Genomic DNA, 293 nt, shown 5'->3' on the forward strand with positions numbered 1-293 from the left:
TTTTAAGCGAGAAAGCTTTTGAGGCTTGTGTATTAAAAGAGAAGCAAGAGCTAGCATATTATCTATTAATAGCAAAAAATAACGCTTCAAGAACCTCAACATTAAAGCTTGTAGAATCGACTGAAAGCCTAACTTTTCATATCGAACCTACATCGAGAGAAAAGTTTGAAACACTGAGCAAGGTACATCAAGAATATATAGAGAAAAGCCCTTTTTTCTCCCGACCATTTGATGCATTAGCTTTTTATGAAAAGCTCATACAATAAATAGCCTTTATGACTTTAGACAAAAAA

1 pseudogene is annotated in these 293 nt (G+C 33.1%); it reads left to right on the top strand.

Features of this window, described 5'->3' with window-relative positions:
• A pseudogene (locus tag IQR33_RS01995) lies at positions 1-266 on the top strand (hypothetical protein); the annotation flags it as partial.
• Positions 267-293: the final 27 nt, after the last annotated feature.

Source organism: Vibrio sp. OPT46, assembly GCF_015163535.1.
GTDB classification, from domain to species: domain Bacteria; phylum Pseudomonadota; class Gammaproteobacteria; order Enterobacterales; family Vibrionaceae; genus Vibrio; species Vibrio alginolyticus.